Raw genomic sequence first — 19,455 nt, 5'->3', positions numbered from 1 at the left:
GGCAACGTCGGGAGAAGCTCATGCACCGGTCCGCCTACGAGCAGATGAAGCTCTGCGTCGAGGAGTATCTGCCCAAGACCCGCAGGCACCGCGTCGTGGACCTCGGCTCGCGGATCTCCGGCAAGCAGACCCGCACCCACCGCGGGCTGCTCGCGGACCACGACATCGACTACTTCGGGGTCGATGTCCTCGACGGGCCCAACGTCGACGCGGTCATGACCCGGCCCTACCGGATCCCCGCGAAGTCGCGCAGCGCCGATGTGGTGCTGTCCGGCCAGGCGTTCGAGCACATCCCCTTCTTCTGGGTGTCGATGATGGAGATCGCCCGGGTGCTCAGGCCCGGCGGCTACGCCTTCATCACCGCGCCGTCGCGCGGCCATGCCCACGACGCGCAGGACTGCTGGCGCTACTACCCCGACGGCTTCCGGGCGATGGCCGCCCACTCCCGCCTCGAACTCCGCGAGGCGTACACGGACTTCCCGCCGGCCAGGGGCATCTGGCACGACTACGCGTCCATCGACACCGAGGCCGCCTACTGGGGCGACTCGGTGGGCGTCTTCCGCCGGCCGCAGCCCCACCGGCGGCCGGTCACCCGGCTGAAGAACACGCTGGCCGACCTCGCCGTGCGGGAGACGGCGGTGTGGTGGGCCAACCGGGCCGGCGGAGTGGACCGGGTGCCGCTGCCGCGCCCGCTGGACGGCCGCGAGCGGTGCGGACGGCAGGACAGCCGTACGGTCACATCAACCAAAGGTTGACGAAAGATGACATGAGCCGCGAACCATGCGTACTGTCCCGCCCCATGGCTTGGCGCAACGCCGTCAACGGCGTCCTTCAGCAACTCACCGGGTACCAGCTCAGGCGCGCGGCCCTGCCCGCTCCCCGCCCGGCCCCCGCAGAGCCGTCGGCCACGGCGAAGAAGCCGGCCACGGCGAAGAAGCCGCAGTTCCCCGCCGACTACGACGACGAGGCGAAGGACATCATCCGTACGGTCAAGCCGTACACGATGACCTCCCCGGAGCGGCTCAACGCCTTCGTCCTCGCGACCCGGCACGTCGTCAAGCACGGCATCCCGGGGGCCATCGTCGAGTGCGGTGTCTGGCGCGGCGGTTCCATGCAGGCCTGCGCCAGGACACTGCTGTCGCTGGGTGAGACGGGGCGCGACCTCTACCTCTTCGACACGTACGAGGGCATGACCCCGCCCACCGCCGAGGACCTGCGGCGGGACGGCAGGCCGGCCCAGGAGCTGCTGGACGCGCAGGGCAAGGACCGCCCGATCTGGGCCGTGGCCTCCCTGGAGGACGTACAGGCCGGGTTCGAGCAGGTTCCGTATCCGAAGGACCGCGTCCACTACGTGCGGGGCAAGGTCGAGGACACCGTTCCGGAACAGGCGCCGGAGCAGATCTCCGTCCTCCGGCTGGACACCGACTGGTACGCGTCGACGAAGCACGAGCTCCAGCATCTGTACGGGCGTCTGGTGAGCGGCGGGGTGCTGCTCATCGACGACTACGGCTACTGGCAGGGCTCGCGGCAGGCCGTGGACGAGTTCCTGGAGGAGACCGGCGAGCAGCTCCTGCTGCTGCGCATGGACGAGGGCCGGATCGCCGTTAAACCCTGAGACGGCAGTGCCTCGTCGCGAGCCCCGTGCCTCCCCGGCACGGGGCTCGTTCCATACACAGGAAGTCCATACACAGGAAGTCCGTTCGTCCGTCCGGAAGGATCGTGCGCAGCGCCATGGCACCCCGTCTCACCGTCGTCGTCCCGCTCTTCAACGTGGAGGAATACCTCGGAGCCTGCCTGGACTCGCTCGCCGGGCAGACCATGGCCGACCTGGAAGTCGTCATGGTCGACGACGGCTCGACGGACGGCAGCGCCGATGTGGCGATGGATTTCTCCCGGCAGGACACGCGCTTCCGGCTGCTCCGGCAGAAGAACGCCGGGCTCGGGGCCGCGCGCAACGCCGGCGCCGCACAGTCCCATCCGGAGGCCGAATTCCTGGCGTTCGTCGACAGTGACGACGTCGTGCCGGCGGGCGCCTTCGCCAGGATGCTCGCCGAACTCGACGCGTCGGGCTCGGACTTCGCGACCGGCAACGTCCTCAGGCTCCGGGCGAACGGGGCGCTCGAACAGTCCCCGATGTTCCGCAGGCCGATGGAGAAGCCCCGCCGGGCCACCCATGTCACCCGGGACTGGATCCTGCTCGGTGACCGCATCGCGTGCAACAAGGTGTTCCGCAGGGCCTTCTGGGACCAGCACGCCTTCACCTTCCCGACGGGTGTCCTGTACGAGGACATCTCCGTGGTCCTGCCGGCCCACTTCCTGGCCCGGAGCGTCGACGTCGTGGAGGAGCCGGTCTACCACTGGCGGGACAGGGACGGCTCGATCACCTCCCGGCGCGCCGTGGCGCGCGGAATCCGCGACCGGGTCACCGCCGTGTCCACGGTCAGCCGGTTCCTCGCGGACCGGGAGATGACGGAGGCGAGGCGGCGCTACGAGGAGCACGTGCTCTCCGGCGACCTGTGGCTGTTCATGGAGGCGCTCCCGGACGGCGACGAAAGCTTCCACCAGGCCTTCCTCACCCACGCCAACGCCTTCGCCGACACCGTCGAACCGGCGGTCCTCGACGCGCTGCCCCTGCACCTGCGGGTCAAGTGGCAGCTCATCCGGGAGCGCAGGACCGCGGAGCTGCTCGCGCTCCTGGCCCACGAGTCCACCGACCGTGACACCTTCCACGTACGGGGGCGGCTCCGGCCCCGGGCCGAGTACCCGGGTGTCGACGCCCCCCTCCCGCGCAAGGTCACCGCCCTGTCCGCCGAGGACCTCCCCGTGCACGCGCATCTCACCGAGGCCGTGTGGCAGGACGGGCTGCTGCACCTCAAGGGGTACGCGTACGTCCGCAACGCCCCGGGCGGATCGGCCGGGGCGGGCTGGCTGAGGTCGGGCCGCCGGCTGATCCCGCTCCGGCTGCGCAGGACGGTGACGGACGAGGCGGCGGCCGGATCGGGCCGCTCGCTGCACCGCTACGAACGGTCCGGCTTCGAGACCGTCGTCGACCCGCGCCGGCTCGTCACCCGGGGCACGGCGCGGGGCGCCCGGACCCTCTGGAAGCTGGAATCCGTCGTCGTCGGCGCGGGACGGCCGCGCCGGGGACCGATGCGGCTGCTCGGCAAACCGGCCGCGCCCGCCGTGGCGTACGTCGACGAGCGCACCCGGGTCGTCCCGCTGCTCTCCGGGAACAAGCTGGAGCTGCGCGCCGAGCGGGTCGACGCCGTGCTCGCCGGTCACGCGCCGACCGGGGACGGGATCCGGATCGCGGTGCGGATGCTGGGCGAGGACGCGCCGACGGCTCTGCGGATCCAGGAGTGGCGCACGAAGGAGAGCCGCGAGTTCCCCCTGTCGACGGACGAGGGCACCGACGGCCGCACCGTCTTCGCCGAGGTGCCGCTGGTGACGTTCCGGGGCTCCGACGGCGACTGGGGTGTGCAACTGGTCGGCGGGGCCCGCCGGCTGGCGGTCGCCGCCCGTCCGGAGACCGATGCCGCGCGGTATCCGCTGTCCGGCGGCCGTGAGGTCTACGCCGCCGCGAACCCCTCAGGGGACCTGGTGCTCACCGACCGGGACGTGCGGCCCGTCGTCACATCCGTGTCGTGGACGGACGGCGCCGGCCTGGTCCTGGAGGGGACCTTCCCGGCGGTGCGGGACCGTACGGTCGAGCTCGTCCTGCGCCACAGCGGCCACCAGGAGGAGAACACCTTCGCCGTGGAGCGCACGGGCGCCGGTTTCCGTACGGCGCTGTCTCCGGAGGCCGTCGACGGGGCGGGTGGGACGCTGCCGCTCGCCGAGGGCCGGTGGTACCCCTCCCTCCGGGAGCGGGGCGAGACCGCCCCGGAGCGCTACGTCCCGCTGCGCGTGGTGCACCAGTTGCACGCGGGACTGCCGCTGGGGCGCGAGTCGGGAGGGCGCCGCTTCACCCTGGAGAGGCGCTTCCACGACCGGCTCTCCCTGCGGTCCGGCAGCGCCCTGCCGCCGGGGGAGCGGGGGGCGTACGGGCAGCGCCGGCTGCGCGAGCGGTATGTGAGCGTACGTGGACGGGAGGTGCGGGACGCCGTCCTGTACTCCAGCTTCGACGGCCGCCAGTACTCGGACTCGCCCCGCGCCGTCCACGCGGAGCTGGCCCGGCGCGACACCGGTGCCGAGCACCTCTGGGTGGTGCGGGACCAGCAGGCCGCCGTGCCGGCCGGGGCGCGTGCCGTGGCCCTGCACAGCGCCGAGTGGTACGAGGCCCTGGCCCGCAGCCGGTGGATCGTCACCAACACCCAGCTGCCCGAGTGGTTCGAGCGGGCGGAGGGGCAGTGCGTCGTCCAGACCTGGCACGGCACCCCGCTCAAGCGCATCGGCCGTGACCTGGGGGGCACCGCTTTCGCGGACACCGCGTACATGGACTCCCTGCCGAGGCGTGCCGCCCAGTGGAGCGTGCTCGTCTCGCCGAACAGCTTCTCCACGCCCGTCCTGCGCCGCGCGTTCGGTCACACCGGCGAGGTGCTCGAGTGCGGCTACCCGCGCAACGACCTGCTGTACGCCCCCGACCGGGCGAAGGTCGCCGACGCCGTCCGGCAGTCGCTCGCCGTGCCCGACGGCAAGCGGGTCGTCCTGTACGCCCCCACCTGGCGTGAGGACCTGCCCAAGCGGAGCGGGCTGTACGGGCTGGACCTCCAGCTGGACCTGGACCAGGCGCGGAAGGCGCTCGGCGACGACCACGTCCTGCTGGTGCGCCGCCACTACCTGGTCGGCGGGAGCGTCCCGGAGAGCGACTTCGTCCGGGACGTGTCGCGCCATCCCGATGTCGCCGAACTGATGCTGATCAGCGATGTGCTGGTCACGGACTACTCGTCCCTGATGTTCGACTTCGCGCAGACGGGGCGGCCCATGCTCTTCCACACCTACGACCTGGAGCACTACCGCGACACCCTGCGCGGCTTCTGCTTCGACTTCCGGAACAGGGCGCCCGGCCCGCTGCTCACCGACTCGGCCGCTGTCGTCGAGGCGCTGCGTGACCCGGAGGCCGCGACGGCGGGCCACCGCGAGGCGTACGCCGCCTTCCGTGAGTCCTTCTGCGACGTCGACGACGGGACGGCGGCCGCCCAGGTCGTGGACCGGATGCTGAAGGGGACGCAGGCATGAGCGCGCCCGACTTCAGCTGTGTGGTCACCGCCACGGAGGGCGGGGAGGAGGCGCTGACGGCGTCCGTGGAGTCCGTGCTCGACCAGAGCCTGCGCGCCGTCGAGGCCCTCGTCGTCCTGCCCGCCGGCGCGACCGCCGCCCTGCGGAGGGCGGCCGGCTCGCTCGCCGGGCTCTCCCCGGACCACGTCCGGGTCCTCGATGTCCTCGACACCGGTACGGACTCCGTCGCCGCGCTGCGCAACGCCGGCCTGGACGCGGCGCGGGGCACGTACGTCCTCGTGCTCGACACCGGTGAACGGCTCCAGCGGCACGCCTGCCGGAACCTCTGGGAGGCCGGGTCGCGCACCCGCGCCGACCTGGTCGCGGGGCGCTGGAGCCGGCTCACCGGGGACGGGGCGAAGGAACGTGAACCTTCCTGGCAGCACTCGCTGTTCCTCCGTTCCCGTACCGTCCGCCGGTTCGACGAAGCCCCCGAACTGGCCGTGCGCGACGCCCTGGTGACCGGATTCTGCCTGCGGCGCACGGCGGTGGAGCGGCACGCGCTGCGCTACGACGAGGACCTCACCCACAGCGGGATCCTGTTCGGCCCCCTGGCCGCGGCCGTGGTCGGCCGGATCGCCCTCGTACGCCGCCGGATCGTCTCCGGGCGCGCCGTGCCGGACGCGGGCCGGGACCTCGCCGGGCTCGTGGAGGCGCACCGGCGGGTGGGTCATGTGCTGGTGGCCCAGGGGCTCACGGAGCTGCGCGAGGAGCGGGACCGTGCCTTCCTGCTGGACCACCTCGTGCCGCTGGTGCGCACCTTCCCCGAGCGGCCCGCCGCCGAACGCGAACGCGTCGCGGCGACGGCGGCCCGGGTCCTGCCCGGCTGCGTGCCGGAACCGGCCCTGCTCACCCTCCCGCCCGTCGAGCGGGTGGGCGTCCGGCTGCTGGAGCGGGGCGGCGCGGACGCGGTGCTCACCGCGGCGTACGCGCTGCGCAGGAGGGGCGCCGTGGCCGCGCCCCTCGTGACGGCGGACGACGGACGGGTGTACTGGCCCGGCGGGCCCGACCCCGTGCTGGACGTCACCGAACTCGGCCACCAGTACCGCGCGTTCGGCGAGCTGTGTCTGATGAACAGGCTCACCCGCTACGAGGCCGACGGCCGCTGGGTCCTGCTGGCGGGCCGGCTCGTCCTGCCCGCGCACACGGGGCCCGACCCGGACGGCGCCCTCACGGCCCGTCTGGAGTTCCGCGTACGGGACGGCTCCCGCACGTTCCGCGCCCCGGTCGACGTGCTGCGGCCCGACACCACCGGAATCAGCTGGTCGGCCCGCGCCGACCTCACCCGCCTGTTGCGCCCCCTCGGCCCCCGCGACACGGTGTGGGACGCGCGGATGGTGGTGGAGGACGGCCGGACCCGCTCGGTGAGCGACCTCTTCGCCGCCCATGACCTCGTCGGCCCGGGGGACCGTTCGCCCGCCGTGCCCCGGCTGGGCAGGACGACCGGGGACACCTGGCAGCCCTATGTCACGCTCCGGGACCATCTGGCGCTCCGGCTCGAAGCCCGCCGCCGGCCCGCCCGCACGGCCCGGCGCCTGGTCCACTACGCCACCCACTTCCGTCCCGCCCGCCGCGTCAGGCTCCTGCTGCGGGCGCTGGGCAAGCGCCGGGACCGGCTGCACGCCAGGGGCTTCAAGGCCTCCGTCTACCGCTCCTGGCTGCTCCGCCTGCCCGTGCGCAAGGGCTCCGTGGTCTTCGAGAGCCACATGGGCACCTGCTACGGCGACAGCCCCCGGGCCGTCCACGAGGAGGTGCGCGCCCGGGGACTCCCGCTGCGCTGCGTCTGGTCGTACGCCGGTACGCCGGCCGGCTTCCCCGAGGACGCCGCACTCGTGCGCCGCTGGTCCTGGCGCTATCTGTGGGCCCTGGCCCGCGCGGAGTACTGGGTCGACAACCAGGGTTTCCCGCTCGTCCTCGACAAGCCCTCCGGCACGACCTACCTCCAGACCTGGCACGGTTCGGCGTACAAACGCATGGGCTTCGACGAGACCCGGGTCCGCCTGCAGAACGCCCCGCAGCGCGAACGGCTCCAGAAGGCCGTGGGGCGCTTCGACCACTTCCTCGTACGCTCCGAGCACGACGAGCGCACCCTGGCCCGCGCCTACCGGCTGCCCGAGGAAACCCTGCTGCGCACCGGCTACCCGCGCAACGACGCCCTGCTGGCCGCGCGCGCCCGGGACGAGGCCGAGGGGCGGCTGCCCCGGCCGGCGCTCGCGGCGGAGCTCGGTCTGCCCGACCACCGCAAGGTCGTGCTGTACGCGCCGACCTTCCGGGGCGGGCCGGGCAAGCGGAAGCGGCAGCCGCTCCTGCTCGACGCGGCGCGCTTCGCGGAACGCTTCGGTGACACCTACACACTGCTGGTGCGGGCGCACTACCTGGAGGCGGCGAGCCTGCCCGGCTGCCCGCCGGGGACGGTCGTGGACGTCTCGCGCCACCACGACGTCAGCGAACTGCTCACGCTCGCCGACGTCCTGGTCACCGACTACTCGTCGATCATGTTCGACTACGCGCTCCTGGACCGCCCGATCGTGCTGTTCGCCCCCGATCTCGACGCGTACGCCGCCGAGCGGGGCAGCTACTTCGACCTGCGGGAGAAGGCGCCGGGGCCGGTGACGGAGACGGAGGACGAGCTGTTCGACGCACTGGCGCGGCTGAAGACCGCGGACACCGGGTTCCAGGAGCGACGGGCCGCCTTCGCCGAGGAGTTCGGGGGATACGACCGGGGGGACGCGGCCCGCGCGGTCGTCGACACCGTGTTCGCCCGGCACCTCGTCCCGTCCCGCACCGTCCGTACCGGGGAGGCCGGCCGATGAGCCGCAGCCGTGATGTCTTCATCGTCTCCAACAGCACCGACGAACTCGGCGGTGTGACCGGCTGGATGCACCGCACCGCCCAGCTGTTCCAGGAGGCGGGCCACCAGGTGCACACCATCGGTATCCACGCCGCCGAGCGCACGATGGCCCTGCCCGATCCGCTCGGCCACCCCGTGACCGCCCTGTACCCGTCGCACCCTCCGACGCCCTGGGCGCCCAAGGGCCTGCGGGACCGTTTCAGGATCCCCTCCCGGCGCGCCGAGGCCGACCGGGTGGCCCGGAAGCGGCGTGCCGTCGAGCGGCTCTCGGAGATCTTCCGGGCCGCCCGGCCCGGAGGGGTGGTCATCGTCAGCCAGGTCTGGGCGATGGAGTGGGTCGGCGAGGCGGACACCGCCGGTCTGCGGGTCATCGGGATGAGCCACGAGTCCTACGACTACTCCCGGGCGAGCCACCGGTACCGCTGGATCAAGAACCACTACGCGGGGCTCGACCGCTGGCTCGTCCTCACCGAGGAGGACGCCGACACGTGGGCGGGCGACGGGATGAACAACGTCGGTTTCATGCCCAACGCCCTGGCCGCGCTGCCCGAGGTGCCCTCCCCCCGCCGCGAGAAGTCGGTCGCGAGCATCGGGCGGCTCACCGACCAGAAGGGCATCGACATGCTCCTGGACGTCTGGGCGCTGGTGGCTCCGCAGCGCCCAGACTGGCGGCTGGACGTGTACGGGACGGGCGAGGACGAGGCGGACCTCCGGGCGCGGTGCACCGGCCTGGGGCTCGATTCCTCGGTCGGGTGGCGGGGACGCACGGACGATGTCCCCGGCGCGCTCGCGGCCTCCTCCGTCTTCGTCCAGTCCTCACGCGGCGAAGGCTTCCCGCTCGCGCTGCTGGAGGCCATGGCGAGCGGGGTGCCCTGTGCGGCGTTCGACTGCGCGCCGGGCGTACGGGAGATCGTGCGCGACGGCGAGGACGGACTGCTCGCTCCCGCGGGCGACATCGGGGCGCTCGCCGACCGGCTGCTCCGGCTCACCGGCAACCCCCGGATGCGGGACGCGATGGGGGACCGGGCGCGGACCAACGTCCAGCGGTTCTCCGAGGTGGAGATCATGGACCGCTGGGAAGAGCTGTTCGCGTTCCTGGAGCGCTGAAAGCCCTGGGGCCCCGGCTCCGGGGCCCCAGGGGCTCACCCGTTCGTGTACTCCCGAACCGGCACCTGGCGCGGCACCCCGGTGGGCCTGCGGCCCGTCATCGGGGCGGGCAGCGGCAGACCCGAGGTGTCGTCCAGGAAGACCCGGCGTACCACCCGCTCCGCCGCGTGCCCGTCGTCGTACGGACAGAACCGGGCCCGGAACGCGGCCCGGCGCTGCGCCGAACGGGGCCCGCGCCAGTGGTCCGTGGCGAAGATCTCGTGCAGCTCCTCCTGGTCACGTGCCACCGCTCCTGGAGGGAAGACCGACGGATCGAAATACGTGCCACGAGCACTCTCGTACGCCTGTGCGTCCTCCAGATGCAGGACGACCGGCCGGTCCAGGTTGACGTAGTCGAACATCAGCGACGAGTAGTCCGTGATCAGCCCGTCGGAGGCGAGGCAGAGCTCCTCGACGGACGGGTGGGCGCTGACGTCGATGATCCGTGGGTGCCGCGTGTGGGCGGCGGTGGCCCGGGCCGTCGCGTCCAGGTAGTGGGAGCGGGCCAGGATCACGAAGCGCGGGCCCAGGACGCGGACCAGTTGTTCCAGGTCCAGGGAGTGCTGCTGGGTGCGCCGGTAGTCACGGTGGGTCGGTGCGTACAGCAGGGCGGTGCTGCCGTCCGGGACACCCAGGCGCTCGCGCAGTCGCGCCCTCTCCGCGGGGCGAGTGCGGCGGAAGACGTCGTTGCGCGGGCTGCCGTACTCCAGCGTGGTGTAGCCGGAGGGGTAGGTGCGCTCCCACACGAGGGTGGAGTGCTGGTTGGCCGAGAGGGAGAAGTCCCACTTGTCGACGTTGCGCAGCAGCTGGTCGAAGTCCATGGAGCCGGCTGCCGCGGGACGGTGCACGAGGTCGATGCCCATGGTCTTCAGCGGCGTTCCGTGATGGGTCTGGAGCAGCACCTGGCCGTGTCTCTTCACGAGTCTGCGGTCGAAGTTGACGTTGTTCACCAGGTACTTGGAGCGCGCCAGGGCCGTCCAGTACGCGGCCGTCCCCGGGTGCAGCACGCGGGTCGCGTCCGGCACCGTGTGCGCGTCCTCCGGGCGGCAGATCCAGGAGGTGCGCAGTCCGGGTACCAGGGCCCTGGCCGTGGCCTCCAGCGCCGCGGGGCTGCAGGTGTACCCGCGGTGCCAGTAGGCGGCGAACACCGCGTCCCCGCTCCGGACGGGCAGCCGCAGCTGGACGCGGTAGTGCAGCTGGAGCGCCGCCCCGCGTACCACCCGGTGCGCCGCCGTGGCCGCGCGCCCGAGCCTGCCGCGCAGCCGTTGTGAGGCCCACAGGGCGCGGTAGGTGCGGTGGGCGCCCAGCCGGAACAGCGCGTGCCGCAGCCGGGTACGGCGGGGGACGGGGGCGCCGGGGGTGCGGTAGCGGCGGCAGTGGGCGCGGGCGCGGCGGAAGAACTGGGCCCGGCTGCCGTGCGGCAGCCGGCCCCGTGAGGTGAAGAGGGTCGAGAAGTGGTCGAGCATCCGGCGGAACATCACCGGGCGCCAGACGGCGAGTTCGGGGCGGGCGTCGATGAAGGCGAAGACCCGGTCGTACTGGTCGAAGACGTCGAAGTGCCGGTGGGTGGTGGTGGAGAGGATGTTGCCCCGGCGCCGCTGGCGGTATCCCACGCAGACGGTGTCCAGCACGGCGATCGACGCGGCGGCCATCAGTACCGGGTAGGTCCAGGGGGTGTCCTCGTAGTAGCCGGGCGGGAAGGTGAAGCCCTCGGCCTCGACGAACTCGCGGCGGTACGCCTTGTTCCAGACGACCATCAGGACCTTGAGCAGCTCGGGTCGTTCCGCGAGCCGGAAGGAGGCGGGACCGGCCTCGGCGAGGTGCTGGGAGAAGGCGTTGCGCACGCTCTCGCCCGACCAGTACGTACGCGCGTAGTCGTAGACCAGCACGTCGGGGCCGCCGGTGACCTCCAGACGGTCGGCGATCGCCTGGAGCGCCTCCGGGGTGAAGGTGTCGTCGCCGTCGAGGAAGAGCAGGTAGTCTCCGGTCGCCCTGGCCACCCCGGCGTTCCGGGCGGGACCGAGGCCGGAGTTGTGCGGCAGGTGGACGGCGCTGACCCGGGGGTCGCGCACGGCGTACTCATCGGCGATCGGGCCACAGGCGTCCGGCGAACAGTCGTCGACCACGATGATCTCGTAGTCCTTGAAGGACTGGTTCAGCACGGAGTCGAGGCACGCGTGCAGATACGCCTGGACCCGGTACGCGGGCACGATGACACTGAACCGGGGCACAACACATCCAGGGGTCGGTCGCGGGCGGGCAGGTGGCCCGCAAACGGCCGATGGAGTGACTTGGTTACGCGGGATGTGGCATCCGGGGGAAATGCGAGGTAGGGCGGCCCGATCGAGAATGAACGGGCCGCCCTGATGTTGACGAACGTATGTGCTGCTGTGCGGTTCGGCTGCCCGTCTCCTACTTGACGGCGCCCGCCATCACGCCGGAGACGAACTGCCGCTGGAAGGCGAAGAACACCGCCAGCGGAATCACCATGGACACGAAGGCGCCGGGCGCCAGCACGTCGATGTTGTTGCCGAACTGCCGTACCTGCTGCTGCAGGGCCACGGTGATCGGCGGGGACTCCGAGTCCGCGAAGATCAGCGCGACGAGCATGTCGTTCCACACCCAGAGGAACTGGAAGATCCCGAGCGAGGCGATCGCGGGTCCGCCGAGCGGCATCACCACCCGGGTGAACACCCGGATCTCGCCGGCACCGTCCAGCCGTGCGGCCTCCAGCAGTTCGCGCGGGATCTCGGCGAAGAAGTTCCTCAGCAGGAAGATGGCGAACGGCAGGCCGAACGCCGTGTGGAACATGATCACACCGAAGGTGGTCTCGAAGATCCCGATGGTGCCGAAGAGCTCGGACACCGGGATCAGGGCGACCTGCACGGGGACCACCAGCAGCCCCACGACCACCAGGAACCACCAGTCGCGGCCGGGGAACTCCATCCAGGCGAAGGCGTATCCGGCGAGCGAACCGATGACGACCACCAGGAACGTGGCCGGGACGGTGATCAGGACCGTGCTGAAGAGGGAATCGGTGATCACCGAGTTCTCCAGCAGGCGCTGGTAGTTGTCGAAGGTCAGCTCGGAGGGCGCGGTGAAGATCTTCCACCAGCCGCTCGCCGCGATGTCCTCGGCCCCGCGCAGCGAGGAGAGCAGCAGCCCGATGGTCGGCATCAGCCAGAACAGGGCCACCAGGACGAGGAAGACCCGCATGGCACCACCACCCGCCCGGGCGGCGATCCGTGTGGCGAGGGACTGCTTGGCCTCTGTGGCAGGCTCGGCGCGCGGAATCTGCTCGGCCTCTGTGTTCCCGGTCGTCGTCACCGGCGCCCCTCCTTCCGCATCCGGCGGATGTTGCTGTGTCTTCCCGGGGGGCGACCCCCGGACCCCCGGCAGGAGGCTGGTGCGGGGTGGACCTGCGTGCTCACCGGCGCCCCTCCTTCCGCATCCGGCGGATGTTGCTGTGTCTTTCCGGGGGGCGACCCCCGGACCCCCGGCAGGAGGCTGGTGCGGGGTGGACCTGTGTGCTCACCGGCGCCCCTCCTTCCGCATCCGGCGGATGTTGAACAGCATCACCGGGATCACCAGCAGCAACAGGAGTACGGCGATGGCGCTGCCGACCCCGAGATCCGCGTCCGTGCCGAACGACGTGCGGTACAGCTGCAGGGCCAGGACGTTCGCGTCGTCCTGGGAGGAGCCCGGCGCGATGATGAAGACCAGGTCGAAGATCTTCAGGACGTTGATCATCAGGGTGACCAGGACCACCGCCAGCACCGGTGCCAGCATCGGCACCGTGATCCGGCGGAACACCTGCCACTCGTTCGCGCCGTCCACCCGCGCCGCTTCGAGGAGTTCGCGTGGCAGACCCGCCAGGCCCGCCGCGATCAGCACCATCGCGAAACCGGCCCACATCCAGACGTAGCTGCCGATGATCCCCGGCGTCACGAGGGACGGTCCGAGCCAGTCGACACCGTTGTACGGTTCCCGGAAGTTGTCCGCCGGGAGCCGGAGCAGGGACCCGTCCGCCGACGCGGGCAGGGTGAACACCCCGTCAGCTCCGGCCGTGGCCGAGGCGACGACCTTGCCGTCCTTCACCGCCTCGACGGTGATGCCCTTGAGCCCGAGCTCCTTGGGATCGACGACGTTCGGTTTGCCGCCGCCCCCCTTGGTGAAGTCGAGCCAGGCCGTCCCGGTGATCCCGTCACCGGACGCGGCGGGCGTCCTGGCCGCCTCCGCGTCGTCCGGCATCTTCGCCGGGACCACGCCGACCAGCGGCAGGCTCACCGGCTCACCGGCGCGCACCGTCTCCTTCGTCACGAAGGAACCGCCGCCGCCGGCCTTCAGCGGATGGACGGGCAGCGGATGGGCCTTGGGGAAGCCCGAGGACTGCGCGAACGTGTCGTGCACCCCCACCGCCACGGCGTTGGCGACCCCGCGCTCCGGCGCCTGTTCGTACACCAGCCGGAAGATGATGCCGGCGGCCAGCATGGAGATCGCCATGGGCATGAAGACGATCAGCTTGAACGCCGTACCCCACCGGATCCGCTCGGTGAGCACCGCGAAGATCAGCCCCAGCACCGTGGCGACCGTCGGCGCGAACACCACCCAGATCGCGTTGTTCTTGACCGCCGTACGGATGGTGTCGTCCGTGAACAGCGCCTTGTAGTTGTCGAGGCCGGCGAAACCGGTCCCGGACTGGTCGAGGAACGAGCGGTAGACGGAGTACACGATCGGATAGACGACGAGTGAGCCGAGCAGTACCAGGGCCGGCAGCAGGAACGCCGCCGCGACGGCCCTCCGGGTGCCGGTCACGCTTCCGCGGGGGCGCTTGCCCGTGCCCGTGTCCGGACGCTTGTCGGCGGGAGGCGCGCTTCCGGCGCCCCCCGCTGTCGCTGTGGTCATCCCGTCAGCTCGTGAACGCCTTGGCCGCGTCGGACTCAAGTTTCGCTTGGGTCCCCGCGATGTCCTTCGGGTTCTTCAGGAAGTCCTGGAGCGTCTTCCACTCACCCTTGCCGGGCGTCCCGCCGAACGACTGCGGGGCCTGGTCGGACATGTCGAACCGGACGTCGTCACCGGCGGCGATCAGCGCCTCGGCGATCGTGCGCTGTACGTCGTTCGGATACGCGGCGGCGTCCAGTGCCTTGTTGGGCGAGACGAACCCGCCGGCCGCGGCCCAGATCTTCGCCGCGTCGGTCGACGCGAGCCAGGTCAGCAGCGCCTGGGCGCCCTTGCTGTCCTTCAGCGCCACGGCCGCGTCGCCGCCGGTCACCACCGGTGATTCCGCGCCGACCGCCGGGAAGGGGAACACCTTGGCGTCCGTGCCGATCTTCGCCTCGGTCTGCGCGATGTTGATGGAGACGAAGTCACCCTCGAAGACCATCGCGCCCTTGGGCTGGTCACCACCGGTGAACGTCTGGGTGACGGACACGGGGAACTCGGTCTGCAGCGCGCCGTCGGCGCCGCCGGAGATCAGACCCGGCGTGCCGAAGAGCTCGGCCAGGGTGGTCAGGGCGTCCTTGACGGACGGGTCCGTCCACTTGATCTCGTGCTTGGCCAACTGGTCGTACTTCTCCGGGCCCGCCTGGGAGAGGTAGACGTTCTCGAACCAGTCGGTGAGCGTCCAGCCGTCCGCGCCGCCGACCGAGACCGGGGTGACACCGGAGGCGGAGACCGTCTCGGCCGTGGCGAGGAAGTCCTTCCAGGTCTTCGGCTCGCTCGCGCCCGCGTTCTCGAACGCCTTGGCGTTGTACCAGATCAGGGACTTGTTGGCGGCCTTGAAGTAGACGCCGTACTGGGTGCCGTCGACCGCGCCGAGGTCCTGCCAGACCTGCGCGTAGTTCTGGCCCAGCTGGGCCCTCGCCTCGCTGCCGACCGGCTTGGCCCACTTCTTCGCCACGGCCTGCTGGATGGCTCCCACCTGCGGGAGCATCGCGACGTCCGGGGGCTGTCCGCCCGCGATCTTCGTACCGAGGAAGTTGACGATCGGGTCCTGCGCCGGGACGAAGGTGACCGTGGCTCCGGTGCGCTTCTCGAACTCGTCGAGCACCTTCGTGAAGTTGGCCTGCTCGGGTCCGGTCCAGACCGCGGCCACCGATATCTTCTCGCCGTCGAGCTTCGGCAGAGTGACGCTCGACGGGCTGTCCTCGCTCGTGCCCGAGCCCTTGCCCGCGGTGTCGTCCTCACCACCGCCACCGCACCCGGTGAGGGCCAGCGCCCCGATCGCGGTGAACGCCAGTGCGGCCCTACGCATTCGAAGGGTTCTGCGCATCCCTGCCCCGTCTCTCCTGCGCGCGCGTGAGCGCGGACCGGCACCAGCGGTGCGACCCTGCGGTGCCGCTCACGTCTCACATCGTGCGGTTCACGTCGTCCGTGCGCACAGTCCTATGCCCGGCACAGCGGCGCCGCAATACCGCCGCCCACGTCAACTACCTGATCGTGATCGGCTCGTGACGTCCCGTCAGGGTGATGATCGGGGCCGCCCGGGTCCGTCGGAGGTGCGGGGCCCGGGGCATCGCGTACTCAGGGAATCAGCGGAGGGAGCGGCTCCGCGTTCACCGAACGGGCCGCCCGTTCCAGTGCGCTGGCCAGCAGGGCCAGGTCGGTGGGCCCGTTGCCCAGCTCGCGGACCGGCCGGCGGGTCGGCGGATCTCCCATCCGCTCCCACTCCAGCGGTACGACGGTGGGGCGCAGGGTCGCCGTGCGCGGGATACGGCCGGTGACCCGGCCGCCCTGGAACGGCGTCACCCGGCCGTCCGGGTGCCCCAGCCGTCCCCGGCCCGGCGCGGCCTCGTCCGGGGACGGAGGGACGACGGGCGGGTCGAGCACGATGCGCAGCCGCGCGCCCCTGGCCAGCTCCGTGTCCTCGGTGCGGTCCGGCCGGGCGGAAGCGGCGACCAGATGGACGCCGAGACGCCCGCCGTCCCTGGCCACGGCCTCCAGCACCCGGACGACGGACCCGGCGGACGGGCGCCCGGGACTGCCGAGCGCCGGGGCGACCAGGGCGTCGAAATCGTCGGCCAGGACGACCAGCCGGGGAAGGGGGGAGGGCCCGGGGTCCACCGGGCGGGCCGCGGTGGTGCGCAGCCGCAGAGTGCCGCTGGGGGGCGATTCGAGGTCACCGCGCTGCTCGGCGGCGCCGGCGGGGCGTCGGCCGGTGAGCGCCTGGGATTCCTCGTGCCGGGCGTGCCACTCGGTGAAGTCCAGCGTGCCGAGAAGCTCCGCCCGTCGCTTCAGCTCGCCGCCCAGCGCCTGGGCGAACTCCCGCATCCGTACGGGGTCGGAGGCCACCAGGTGCGTGAAGACGTGCGGCAGCTCCGTGCAGGGGCGCAGTCCCTCGCCGCGCTCCCCGTGCTCGCTGCCCGCTCCGTCGATGAGGACGATGCCGAGCCGGTCGGGACGGGCGGCGGAGGCCAGGGAGGCGGCGACGGCGCGCAGCAGCTCCGTCCGGCCGCTGCCCGCGGGCCCCTCGACCAGCAGATGCGGCCCCTCGTCGGCCAGATCGACGGAGAGCGGGCCCCGGGGCCCGGCGCCGAGCACGATCACGGGCCGTCCCGCGGCACCGGAGGACGCGCCCGCGTGCCCGGTCTCCTCGGTCCCGCTGTCGCGCCGCTGCGCGCCGATCCGGGGGGAGCCGTCGTTCCCGGCGGGGTACGTGGAGCGGCCGGAGCCGGAGCTGGTCGGCCCGCTGCTCCGGAACGGGGTGTTCCCGGAATCGGGGGACTCGCGCTGCGCGCCCACCCGGGGGCCGGTGCTCACGGTACGGCCGGAGCCCGTCGTGTCCAGGTCCGCGGCGCCGTGCGCGGCCGTGCGCACCGTCGAGCCGGGCTGGTCCTCGGCTGCGGAGGCCCAGCGTGCCATCAGGGAGGCCGGGGTGGCCCTGGCGAGGCCGAGCTCGTCCAGCAGCCGGGCGGACGGGGGCAGGGCCGCGGCCATGGGCCGGCCGGGCAGGGCGGCAGCGCCCTCGTCGCGCAGGGGGGCGAGGGCGCGCCCGAACCTCTCGGCCCAGGCCGCCGACACGGCGTCCACCGCGGCGACGGTGCCGTGGCCCGCGGCCTGGCCGCCCGCCGTGCGCAGCAGCCGCAGCGCGGTCGCCACATCGCCGCTGAGCATGGCGACCGCACCGCACTCGCGGAAGGCGATCGAGGCCCGGCACGCGGTGTCGTAGGTCGCGGCGACGGGGGACGTCGGGGAGGCGGCCGGGGTCTCGGCCAGGCAGATCAGGTGGATGCCGGCGGCGGCTCCGGCTCCGGCCAGCCCGGCGGTGGTCTCGCGCAGGGCCGAGGAGCCGGGATCGCCGTCGAGGAGCACCACGGTGTACGGCCCGGTGTGGTGGCGGGCCGCATCGGCCACGGCGGACCGGTCGGCGCTCGCCCAGCCGGCCCCGAGCGGCCCCTCCTCCATGCGGCGCACCAGTTCGGCCGCGCGGGCATCCGCCTGCTCACGGTCGTACGCGAGGAGGAGGCGGCAGTCCTGGCCGTGCATGGGGCGCAGATGGGGCAGCCAGCCGAGCCAGGACCACTCGCGCCGCCGCTCCTCCAGGCTCCGCGCCCGGTCCGTGCTGATCAGCACGATCTCCAGGTCGAAGGGGGAGTGCAGCGCGGCGAGCTGCGCCACGGTCGAGCGGGCGAGTCCGGACAGCCGGGCCCGTGGCCCCGCGAGCCCCAGCGACCCTGCCTCGAGGAGCCCCACGGTGACCGGCACGGCGGGCAGGTCGGCCCGCTCCGTGGTCCCGAGCCGTACGACCAGGGCCTCGGGGTGCGCGCAGTCGCGCTCCCAGAGGCGGGGGCCGGGGCCGAGCGCCGTGAGGAGCACGGTCGCGGGGTCCGGCCAGGTCCCGGCCGGGGCGGAGGGTGAGCGGAAGGGCGCGGCGGGGGCGTGCGGGGCGGTCGCGGGATCCGGTCCTGTCGCGGGTGTGCCACCGGAAGGCGTCGCGTGCGCCTGCTCTCCCTTGCCGCCGGTGAGCCGTCGCGCCCAGGCCCCTATGCCACCGCGCCTGGCGGGCTCTTCGTGGGTGAGGACGGTGCCGCGGCCATGGGTGGTGACCTGGGGGAAGGGCTCGCCCCGGTGTGCGTCGTGGCCGGACGGGCCGTCGGCGTAGGTCTCGTAAGTGCCGTCGTACGTGTCGTGGGTGCCGTGCCCGGCGGGGGCGGGGGTGTAGGCGTGGCCGTGCCCCTCGGCGCCGGCCGGGTCCGCGTCGGGCTTACCGGCGGGTCCGGGGGCGCTGCCCGCCGCGTCCGCGCGGGCCACCCGCAGATGACCCTCGCCGTCCGGCGTCGTCGTCAGCGTGGGCGTGCGGTCGCCGGGCGTGAGCCGCAGCGTGGACTCACCGAGTCGCAGCAGGGCGCCCGGGACCAGCCGGACCGGGCGGTCGTGGACGTCCGTGCCGTCCAGCGAGGTGCCGTTGGTGGAACCGAGGTCGGCGACGGACACCCGGCCGTCGTCGGCGACCGTCACCGCGCAGTGCAGCCGTGACACGTCGGGGTCGTCGAGCGGGACGTCCGCCTCGGCGGAGCGGCCGATCCGGATCTGTCCGCCGTGCAGCAGATGGACGCCGCCGGCGTCCGGGCCCGCGATCACATGCAGCCGCGCCGGAACGGCGTCGTCGGTCGCCTCGTCGTCGCCGGGCACCTGGAGCGAGAGCACCGTGCCGTCCACCAGAGGCGGCTCGCCGAGGGCGCAGCGCTGCGGATCGAGCCGTTCGCGCCCGGCGTACAGCACGGTGGCGCCGCCGCCCAGGGATCCCTCCGGGCCGCACACCGCGGTGGCCAGGGCGGAGGCGACGGCCGCGAGGGCCGTCCCGGCCGGGGCGGTCACGAGCACGTCGCAGGCGCGCGCCGGGGTCTGGCCGCTGCGCGGCGCGAGGACGGTCAGCCGGATCTGCATCGCCGTCAGCGGTCCCTTCTGCGCGGGGTGCCCGGCAGGGGAAATGCCCTGTGATTCCCCCCACCCGGCACGGACACGTCGTCCGGTACAGGTCGTCACGGAGCGTGAGGCTCCCGACCTCACGGTTCCGTGCTGGAGGCATCCTCGCACCTGCGACTGACAACACGCCCGGGGGTGGCCGCTTAGTGATCATGAATGGCCGAGTGTGGGTGTAAAACTGCCTGCTTGGTCCTGCCGGGGACGTGCTGCACACTCGTTCGGCAACTAACCCTTTCGTGCCTGCGTCTTCCCCCAGCACAGTGGCAACATGACCCGAGGACGGCAGACCCGTGCCCTGTACGGCGGCACTAGAGTGG

The 19,455-nt window shown here is 72.6% G+C and carries 10 protein-coding genes; 5 read left to right on the top strand and 5 right to left on the bottom strand.

What is annotated here, in order from left to right:
- The first annotated feature begins 20 nt into the window (after positions 1-20).
- From ACFYQ5_RS23405 to ACFYQ5_RS23385, 5 genes are all read left to right on the top strand, one after another.
- Positions 21-755, top strand: a complete 735-nt coding sequence (locus ACFYQ5_RS23405) for a methyltransferase domain-containing protein (RefSeq protein ID WP_389200042.1) — start codon at positions 21-23, stop codon at positions 753-755.
- A gap of 11 nt (positions 756-766) precedes the next feature.
- Positions 767-1,615, top strand: coding sequence for a TylF/MycF/NovP-related O-methyltransferase (locus tag ACFYQ5_RS23400; RefSeq protein WP_389200041.1), 849 nt, complete (start codon positions 767-769; stop codon positions 1,613-1,615).
- 116 nt (positions 1,616-1,731) lie between these two features.
- The gene (locus tag ACFYQ5_RS23395; protein WP_389200040.1) at positions 1,732-5,178 is read left to right on the top strand and encodes a CDP-glycerol glycerophosphotransferase family protein; all 3,447 of its coding nucleotides are present in this window, start codon (positions 1,732-1,734) and stop codon (positions 5,176-5,178) included.
- Complete coding sequence (locus ACFYQ5_RS23390; RefSeq protein ID WP_389200038.1) at positions 5,175-8,030, top strand: CDP-glycerol glycerophosphotransferase family protein; 2,856 nt, start codon at positions 5,175-5,177, stop codon at positions 8,028-8,030. The genes ACFYQ5_RS23395 and ACFYQ5_RS23390 overlap by 4 nt, the downstream gene beginning before the upstream one ends.
- Positions 8,027-9,175: a glycosyltransferase gene (locus ACFYQ5_RS23385; protein ID WP_389200036.1), complete on the top strand. Its 1,149-nt coding sequence runs from the start codon at positions 8,027-8,029 to the stop codon at positions 9,173-9,175. The genes ACFYQ5_RS23390 and ACFYQ5_RS23385 overlap by 4 nt, the downstream gene beginning before the upstream one ends.
- 35 nt (positions 9,176-9,210) lie before the next feature.
- On the opposite strand, the gene ACFYQ5_RS23380 is transcribed toward ACFYQ5_RS23385, so the two are convergent.
- From ACFYQ5_RS23380 to ACFYQ5_RS23360, 5 genes are all read right to left on the bottom strand, one after another.
- Positions 9,211-11,445 carry a CDP-glycerol glycerophosphotransferase family protein gene (locus ACFYQ5_RS23380; RefSeq protein ID WP_389200033.1) on the bottom strand — a complete coding sequence of 745 codons (2,235 nt, stop codon included), beginning with the start codon at positions 11,443-11,445 and terminating at the stop codon, positions 9,211-9,213.
- 181 nt (positions 11,446-11,626) lie between these two features.
- On the bottom strand, positions 11,627-12,541 hold the full coding sequence (locus ACFYQ5_RS23375; protein WP_389200032.1) for a carbohydrate ABC transporter permease: 915 nt from the start codon (positions 12,539-12,541) through the stop codon (positions 11,627-11,629).
- A gap of 204 nt (positions 12,542-12,745) precedes the next feature.
- Entirely contained in the window at positions 12,746-14,119 is a 1,374-nt protein-coding gene (locus ACFYQ5_RS23370) for a carbohydrate ABC transporter permease (RefSeq protein ID WP_389200031.1), read from the bottom strand.
- Positions 14,120-14,123: 4 nt separating this feature from the next.
- Positions 14,124-15,485 carry an ABC transporter substrate-binding protein gene (locus ACFYQ5_RS23365; protein ID WP_389200029.1) on the bottom strand — a complete coding sequence of 454 codons (1,362 nt, stop codon included), beginning with the start codon at positions 15,483-15,485 and terminating at the stop codon, positions 14,124-14,126.
- 251 nt (positions 15,486-15,736) lie between these two features.
- Positions 15,737-19,099, bottom strand: coding sequence for an FHA domain-containing protein (locus tag ACFYQ5_RS23360; RefSeq protein ID WP_389200027.1), 3,363 nt, complete (start codon positions 19,097-19,099; stop codon positions 15,737-15,739).
- Positions 19,100-19,455 lie beyond the last annotated feature (356 nt).

The organism is Streptomyces sp. NPDC005794 (assembly GCF_042871445.1).
Lineage (GTDB): Bacteria > Actinomycetota > Actinomycetes > Streptomycetales > Streptomycetaceae > Streptomyces.
Note: the sequence above shows the minus strand (reverse complement) of the source record. Positions and strands in the feature narration are given on the sequence as shown.

What these genes read in the sequence shown, in the direction of transcription:
- ACFYQ5_RS23405 (WP_389200042.1), top strand. Translation starts at nt 21, where the DNA reads ATGCACCGGTCCGCCTACGAGCAGATGAAGCTCTGCGTCGAGGAGTAT.
- ACFYQ5_RS23400 (WP_389200041.1), top strand. Translation starts at nt 767, where the DNA reads ATGAGCCGCGAACCATGCGTACTGTCCCGCCCCATGGCTTGGCGCAAC.
- ACFYQ5_RS23395 (WP_389200040.1), top strand. Translation starts at nt 1,732, where the DNA reads ATGGCACCCCGTCTCACCGTCGTCGTCCCGCTCTTCAACGTGGAGGAA.
- ACFYQ5_RS23390 (WP_389200038.1), top strand. Translation starts at nt 5,175, where the DNA reads ATGAGCGCGCCCGACTTCAGCTGTGTGGTCACCGCCACGGAGGGCGGG.
- ACFYQ5_RS23385 (WP_389200036.1), top strand. Translation starts at nt 8,027, where the DNA reads ATGAGCCGCAGCCGTGATGTCTTCATCGTCTCCAACAGCACCGACGAA.
- ACFYQ5_RS23370 (WP_389200031.1), bottom strand. Translation starts at nt 14,119, where the DNA reads ATGACCACAGCGACAGCGGGGGGCGCCGGAAGCGCGCCTCCCGCCGAC.
- ACFYQ5_RS23365 (WP_389200029.1), bottom strand. Translation starts at nt 15,485, where the DNA reads ATGCGCAGAACCCTTCGAATGCGTAGGGCCGCACTGGCGTTCACCGCG.
- ACFYQ5_RS23360 (WP_389200027.1), bottom strand. Translation starts at nt 19,099, where the DNA reads ATGCAGATCCGGCTGACCGTCCTCGCGCCGCGCAGCGGCCAGACCCCG.